Source organism: Ereboglobus luteus, assembly GCF_003096195.1.
Lineage (GTDB): Bacteria > Verrucomicrobiota > Verrucomicrobiia > Opitutales > Opitutaceae > Ereboglobus > Ereboglobus luteus.
The window spans coordinates 650,887-657,500 of sequence record NZ_CP023004.1 but is presented as its reverse complement, the minus strand read 5'-3'; the positions used below and the strand labels follow the sequence as shown (position 1 = coordinate 657,500).

Below are 6,614 nucleotides of genomic sequence, written 5' to 3'. Positions count from 1 at the left end.
CCGCTACCCGCCCCGGCCTTTATCATCACGATTTCCGTTTGCTGATACAGCTCCTCCCCTCGCTTACGCGCGCGAGTTGAAACGAGGGTTTGCTGGCATCGCCGGTGCGCATGGTGGTGTTCTTTGTTTTATTAAAGTCGGTTTCGTTTTGGGAAGAATTTCGGAGCCGCCCTGTTTTGACGCGTGACTACGTCTGCCGGCAGCGCACCGCCTGGCAGGTGCAGACGGGAACGCAAGAGCAGCCGTGACGGCACCGCGTCGCGACAGACTGGCATGTGCATATTTTGACGGAGCCGGGGACGCAATTGCACCGGCAGGTGGCTCCGGGGGGAAGCGGGGATCCGCATGGCAGGGTGTAAGTGATGGTCTGCCCGTATTCGTTTCGCATGTGGACAGTCGCGCCTTCCCTGTTGGCGGGATTGGCGGCCATGTCCGCCAGGCAGGAAAGTTGTTTTCCGTCGGGCAGGCTCCACAGGCGGATGGTTTGGTCGCTGCTGCCCGAGGCCAGCAGTTTGCCATCGGGGCTTGTGCAAACAGAGGTGACGCCGCCCGTGTGCCCGGTCAGGGTGTTGAGCAAGGCGCCGTCGGGCAGGCTCCACAATTTGATGGTTTTGTCCATGCCGCCTGATGCCAGTAATTGCCCGTCGGGGCTTATGCAAACGGACATGATGGTATTCGTGTGTCCCGACAGTTTTTTAATCAGGGTTCCTTCCGGCAGGCTCCATAAGCTGATTGTTTTGTCGTCGCCTCCCGAAGCCAGCAGTTTTCCGTCGGGGCTTGTGCAAATGGAGTTAATGCCTCTCGTGTGCCCGGTCAGGGTTTTAAGCAGGGCGCCATCGGGTAGGCTCCATAGTTTAACAGTTTTGTCGCTGCTTCCCGATGCCAGCCATTGGCCGTCGGGGCTTATGCAAACAGACGCAACAGTGTCAATGTGCCCCTCCAGTTTCTTGATCAATCCCCCTTTGGGAAGGCTCCATAGGTTGATGGTTTTGTCCCGGCTTCCCGAAACCAGCAGTTTTGAGTCGGGGCTTATGCAAACGGAACGGATGCCCTTTGCGTGGCCCTTCAGTTTTTTCTTCAGCGCCACCTTGGGCAGGCTCCATAATTGTGCGACGGCACCGTCAAGGCTTCCCGCGGCCAAAAGTTTTCCGTCGGGGCTTATGTCGGCAGTGGTAACCCGGTTGCGGTTTTTCTTCGACACCTTGATCAACGCCCCCTCCGGGAGACTCCATAATTTTATAATCCCCTCGCTGCTTCCCGATGCCAGCCATTTCCCATCGTGACTTATGCGAACAGTGTGAACGTGGCCGATATGCGAGACCAATACTGAGCTTGTCCTGGGTTGGGTCGTTCTGGCTGCGTTTGCCGCGACGGTGAACTTATTCAGCAGCGCAACAGCCGCCGCCGCCGTGATGCCCGCGCCAAGAAACCCGCGGCGACTCATCACGCCGCCTCCCGGCCCGTTGTTTATCATCACGATTTCCGTTTGTTGATACAACTCCTCTCCCTCTCCGACGCGCGCGAGTTGAAATTCGGGTTTGTTGCCGCTGTTGGGGTTCATGACGTGGTCTCCTTGGTTTCCATTTCGTTGCAGTTGGGGCATGCGTTTCCATCCTCGTCGTCGCCTGGCATGCCGTGCCAGCACACGCCGCCGGCCTCGGCGATGCGCGCGAGGATTTGATCCTTGGTCAGCTCGCGAATGATGTTGCAGCGGTCGGTGCCGGAAAATCCGTCGTCGCCGCACACGGTGAGCGCCTTGTGCAGGCAGTCGCCGCCGCATGTCCAGCGCGCGAAACAACCCGCGCAATAATCGCGCTTGTCCACGGAGTGACTGCGCAAAAACGCCAGCTTTTCCATGTCAAACTTCCACGCGCCGTCGCTGTCCGCGTTTCCATAAAGAAAGATTTTCGCGCGCGGATTGGCTTCGTCAAAAACCTCGTAACAGGCGGAGGCGGTGCCGTCGGGCGTGAGCGCGAAGAGGTCTTGCGTGGCGCCGCAAAAGTGATTCGTCAGCGTGCCCGTGCGCGCGGCGGAAAAGGTGACTTCGCAGCCGTGCTTTTTTGCGCGACTCTGCGCCTCCCGAAAAGCGGCGATGAACGCGTCGGTTTCCGCCGAGGGCGCGCCGGCCCAGCGTCCGATCTGGTAGGCCGGCTCGGCTTGGATCTGGCCGGGGCGGAAGCGCGAGCAGATAAACTCAATGGAATCCGGCAGGCGCGCAATCATGTCGGCGGTGACGGTCATGCGGATTCCATAGGAGAATCCGGCCTCGTCGAAACGGCGCAGCGTGTGCATGACGCGTTCGCTGGAGCCCTTGCCGTTGGCGGATATGCGGTGCGTGTCGTGCGCTTCGGGCAGCCCGTCGAACGAGACGCTCGCGCCCTGCAGGTGGGCTACAATCCAGTCGAGCTGCTTGTCTGAAAAAACGGCGTTGGTTGCCGTGTAGCATGTGAGTTTCAGCCCGTGCTGGTCGGCGAGGCGTCGCGCGTGGTCGTGCGCGCCGGTGAGCACGCGCCAATTTTGGGTCGGCTCGCCGCCGCCGTGGAAGTTGATGTCGATGAATCCCGTCCGGCGTTTTAACGCGTTCTGGACAATAAAATCGACCCCGCGCAACGCCGTTTCCAGTGACATGGAACGCACGGGGCCGTCCCCGGCCGCCGCGTAGCAATAGGTGCAGCGGAGGTTGCACGCGGTGGTGAGAAAGAGCGTGAGGGAGACCGGGTCGTGTGTGTCGGAAAAAACGGCCTCGGGCTGTTGCTCCGGTCCCGCGTCGAGTATTTCCAACCGGCGCAAAAACTCGGTCGTGGAACCGTCGGCATCAAGGGTCGCGTCGTAATTTCCCTCCTTCAATCCGGCGAGAAAGTTCACCACGCGCGCATTGCCCACAAACGCCGCCTTCCGCAGTGGCGCATAAATAATATACCGGCCCGTCTCCAGGGGGATGACATAAATCTCTGTGGATAATACGGGATGTGGTGGCATGGGGGAGGGCGGGGACGACGAAATGCGGAAACTGCGCAACAGGATGCCACGGCCTGTGGGCGGCGCAAGAGAAAGTGAAAAAGGTGCTCCTGTTCGCTAAAAACCGGGATATTGCGCCGGCGTTCGCGTCTCCGCCGACAGTCACAATCGCGCCCAATTTTGCGATATTGGCAACTTTGGTCTTGAGGCTTCGTTATTTTTTGCTTCCGTTCACCCTTCTTCCTTCGGGAAGCGCAATGGCAAGATAGCTCAGTTGGTAGAGCAGAGGACTGAAAATCCTCGTGTCCTCGGTTCGATTCCGAGTCTTGCCACCACTTTCGACCTCAAAAACTTCTACGGGTTTTGGGGTCTTTTTTTGCCCGTCCAAGAAGGGGCGTTTTCTGACTGATGAAATTTATCGCTTGGATTTTTTTGCCGGAATTTCTTTTGCCTTGCGCGTCGCGTAAACAACCAGCGCCAGTCCGGCGGCGAACAGGAAGATCGAATAAAACGTGCCGCGGCTCAGCCCCCAGATTAGCGCGGCGTCGGGTTCGCGGAAATATTCGCAAACGCAGCGAGCCACCGCATACAGCGCGAGGAATTCGCCGCCGAGCCGCCCCGGTTGTTTGCGCGCGACATCGGTGCGCCAGAACCGCCATTGCACGAACGCGAGCAGCAACGCGCCCTCCAGCGCGGCTTCGTAAAGTTGCGATGGATGGCGCGGATGGGGGCCGCCGTCGGTGGCGGCGAAAACCACGCCCCATGTGCCGTCGGTCAATTTGCCCCAAAGCTCGCCGTTGAGGTAATTGGCGATGCGCCCGAGCATCAGGCCGAGCGATGCGATCGTGGCCACCAGGTCGCCGATGTGCAGGAATGGGATTTTGTTGTGCCGCGCAAACCACACGAGCGCGAGAACGACTCCGATAAATCCGCCATGGCTTGCCATGCCGCCCTCCCACACCCGGAAAAACACAAGCGGGTTTTGCACCAAGTCGCCCGGCCTGTAGAAAATAAAGTAGCCCAGTCGCGCGCCGATGAACACGCCGAGCACCAGCGCGATGATCAAGTCCCACACTTTTTCCGCGGGCAGCAGCGAGCGGGGCGGGGTTGCCTTTGCGTAGCGGGTGAGCAACCACGCGCCGCCGAGAAAACCGAGCACATACGCCAGCCCATACCAGCGCAGGCCGATTCCATCCGCGATTTCAAAAATATAGTGGTGCGGTTTGTGTATCCAGATTTTGGCGAGCAGCAGGTGCATGGGCGTTTTCATGAGAGCACAAAGTGCCCGCCAATAAATCAAGCAGGGAAATCGCCGCCCGCGTTTGTTTGCCGTTTCCTGTGTTGCTCGCGGGTGCCGCCCGCCATGCGTTGCGCCACCAAAAACATGCTAAAAATAATGTGATTCGCGGACAAAGGCTTGCCCGCGGGCGGGGCGCCTCATTCCGTTGTCCAAAATGAAAATCGCCACTCAAATCGCCAAACTGCTCACGGTGCACTGCATCGCGTTTGCTGCCGTCGCGGATGTGCTGGCGAACACGCCCGCCCTTGATGAGCCGTCGCCCATCGTGTTCAGCCTGCTCACGCCGTCCGGGGCCGTGGGTGCCGGCGACACGATTAACGTCAATCTGGTTGCGCTTAATACCGCCGATTACGCGGTGGATTTTGAGGCGCCCGCGTCGCTTCAGGGCGAATTGTCCGTCGCTAAGGGTGCGCCCATTCCTGTCGCGCTCCAGATTCACCCGAAGGATGTTCGCGGCGTCGAGCGCATCACCACGCGCGGATTTGTCTCCTGCACTTACACACTCGCGCTTCCCAATGGCGCGGTTGGCGGGGGATATTGACGTTGCGCGAGCCGCCGTCCGTGCGCGCGGCCATCGAAATAAAACCCGCCTCCGCGCAGGCCTCCGATGCCGACGACTCCGCGCCGCTCGACAGCCTGCAGCCGCCGCCCGTGGTCAAAAAAATCAAGCGCAGTTTCCTTGAGAACTTCTCCACCTACGAGCCGGTTTATTTCATTTACGGCCCCGATGATCCCGCCGCGAAATTTCAGTTCAGCTTCATGTATCGGATACTCGCCGACGAGGGGTATCTGGCGCGAAAGTTTCCCGTGCTCAAGGGGCTGAGCTTTGCATACACGCAGCGCTCGCTTTGGGACATCGAGGGCGACTCCTCGCCCTTTTACGACACGAGCTACATGCCCGAGTTGTTTTGCGCCTACATGATGCCCGCCGAAAAAACAAAGGGCGGCGGTTTTAACTGGCTCGGCTGGCAGGCGGGGATTGGGCACGAATCCAACGGCCGCGACGGCGACGCTTCCCGCAGCATGAACAAGGTGTCGGCGCGCGCGCTTGTGTCCTTTGGCAACCTCGACGGATGGCGGATGATCCTGATGCCGAGAATATGGGGATACATCGGCGACATGAGCGACAATCCCGATCTCGACGATTATCGCGGTTACGGCGACCTCACCGTCACTCTCGGCAAGAACGACAGCGTCAACCTGGTCGTTCACATGCGCGCCGGTCAGCGCCTCAAAAAGGGCGCGGTGCAGGTCGATCTCACCTATCCGCTGGATGCCGTTTTCAAAAACTTCGCCGGCTACTTCATGATTCAATACTGGAACGGCTACGGCGAAAGCCTGCTCAACTACGACAAACGCACCGACACAATCCGCTTTGGCATCTCCTTGGTTCGATGAGCGGATTTGGCGGGCGCGCAACCGTTGACGCGCCGCGCCGCGGACTGCATTGTGCGCGCTTCAATATTCTTTTTTTCTCATACAAATGAGCACCGCCGACATCACTTGGAAACCCGTTAAAAATTATGCCGACATCCTTTATCACAAGGCTGATGGCATTGCGAAAATCACGATCAACCGCCCCGAAAAGCGAAACGCCTTTCGGCCTCAAACGGTGTTTGAAATGTATGACGCCTTCGCCGACGCGCGCGAGGACCAGTCGATCGGCGTGGTGCTCCTCACCGGCGCAGGGCCGCACACCGACGGCAAATACGCGTTTTGCGCGGGCGGCGACCAAAGTGTGCGCGGCCATGCCGGCTACGTGGGCGACGACGGCGTGCCGCGCCTCAACGTGCTCGACTTGCAAAAACTCATTCGCTCGATGCCCAAGGTCGTCATCGCGCTCGTCGCCGGTTACGCCGTCGGCGGCGGTCACGTCCTGCACCTCGTGTGCGACCTCACCATCTCGGCGGATAACGGCGTCTTTTCCCAAGTCGGCCCGAAGATGGGCAGTTTCGACGGCGGCTTCGGATCGAGTTATCTGGCGCGCATCGTCGGCCAGAAAAAGGCGCGCGAAATCTGGTATCTTTGCCGTCAATACACCGCGGCGCAGGCGCTCGACATGGGCCTTGTCAACGCGGTCGTTCCCGTCGCGCAACTCGAGGCCGAGGGCGTGAAGTGGGCGCGTGAAATCCTCACGCACAGTCCGCTCGCCATCCGCTGCCTCAAGAGCGCGTTCAATGCCGACGTGGACGGCCAGAGCGGAATCCAGGAGCTCGCCGGCAACGCCACGCTGCTCTACTACATGACCGACGAGGCCAAGGAGTTTCACAGCGCCCAGCGCGAAAAGCGCAAACCCGACGCCCGCAAATTCCCCTGGCTCCCGTAGCACGGCGAAAAAAACGCATTAGGTAGGGCG

Annotated in this window: 7 protein-coding genes and 1 tRNA gene (1 of these 8 running past the window's edge); 4 read left to right on the top strand and 4 right to left on the bottom strand. The window is 59.8% G+C overall.

Going from position 1 to position 6,614, the window contains the following annotated elements:
* The 3 genes from CKA38_RS02535 to CKA38_RS02515 all read right to left on the bottom strand — a co-directional run.
* A protein-coding gene (locus CKA38_RS02535; protein WP_108824094.1) for a WD40 repeat domain-containing protein crosses the window boundary here: on the bottom strand, positions 1 to 26 show its 5' portion. It extends 1,309 nt beyond the left edge of the window; 26 of the gene's 1,335 nt are visible here — the first part of the coding sequence; the start codon lies at positions 24 to 26; its stop codon lies beyond the left edge, outside the window.
* Positions 27 to 187: 161 nt separating this feature from the next.
* Positions 188 to 1,561 (bottom strand): WD40 repeat domain-containing protein, encoded by a 1,374-nt coding sequence (locus tag CKA38_RS15210; RefSeq protein ID WP_161554681.1) that lies wholly within the window; start codon positions 1,559 to 1,561, stop codon positions 188 to 190.
* Positions 1,558 to 2,979, bottom strand: a complete 1,422-nt coding sequence (locus CKA38_RS02515; protein WP_108824093.1) for a radical SAM/SPASM domain-containing protein — start codon at positions 2,977 to 2,979, stop codon at positions 1,558 to 1,560. Before CKA38_RS02515 ends, CKA38_RS15210 begins: the two co-directional genes overlap by 4 nt.
* Positions 2,980 to 3,217: 238 nt before the next feature.
* Between CKA38_RS02515 and CKA38_RS02510 the strand changes: the two genes are divergently transcribed.
* Positions 3,218 to 3,293 (top strand) — tRNA-Phe (locus tag CKA38_RS02510).
* 80 nt (positions 3,294 to 3,373) lie between these two features.
* Here CKA38_RS02510 and lgt read toward each other — a convergent pair.
* Positions 3,374 to 4,228 carry a prolipoprotein diacylglyceryl transferase gene (gene lgt, locus CKA38_RS02505; RefSeq protein ID WP_236919115.1) on the bottom strand — a complete coding sequence of 285 codons (855 nt, stop codon included), beginning with the start codon at positions 4,226 to 4,228 and terminating at the stop codon, positions 3,374 to 3,376.
* Positions 4,229 to 4,412: 184 nt separating this feature from the next.
* On the opposite strand from lgt, the gene CKA38_RS02500 reads away from it, so the two are divergent.
* The 3 genes from CKA38_RS02500 (at position 4,413) to menB (ending at position 6,584) form a co-directional block, all read left to right on the top strand.
* A complete protein-coding gene (locus CKA38_RS02500; RefSeq protein ID WP_108824092.1) occupies positions 4,413 to 4,799 on the top strand; it encodes a hypothetical protein in 387 nt (128 codons plus the stop codon).
* A gap of 20 nt (positions 4,800 to 4,819) precedes the next feature.
* Positions 4,820 to 5,656, top strand: coding sequence for a phospholipase A (locus tag CKA38_RS02495; RefSeq protein ID WP_236919114.1), 837 nt, complete (start codon positions 4,820 to 4,822; stop codon positions 5,654 to 5,656).
* Positions 5,657 to 5,741: 85 nt separating this feature from the next.
* Positions 5,742 to 6,584, top strand: a complete 843-nt coding sequence (gene menB, locus CKA38_RS02490) for a 1,4-dihydroxy-2-naphthoyl-CoA synthase (RefSeq protein WP_108824090.1) — start codon at positions 5,742 to 5,744, stop codon at positions 6,582 to 6,584.
* The last annotated feature ends 30 nt before the right edge of the window (positions 6,585 to 6,614 follow it).

Coding starts and splice junctions, on each gene's coding strand:
- CKA38_RS02515 (WP_108824093.1), bottom strand. CDS start 2,979: ATGCCACCACATCCCGTATTATCCACAGAGATTTATGTCATCCCCCTG.
- CKA38_RS02500 (WP_108824092.1), top strand. CDS start 4,413: ATGAAAATCGCCACTCAAATCGCCAAACTGCTCACGGTGCACTGCATC.
- lgt (WP_236919115.1), bottom strand. CDS start 4,228: ATGAAAACGCCCATGCACCTGCTGCTCGCCAAAATCTGGATACACAAA.
- menB (WP_108824090.1), top strand. CDS start 5,742: ATGAGCACCGCCGACATCACTTGGAAACCCGTTAAAAATTATGCCGAC.
- CKA38_RS15210 (WP_161554681.1), bottom strand. CDS start 1,561: ATGAACCCCAACAGCGGCAACAAACCCGAATTTCAACTCGCGCGCGTC.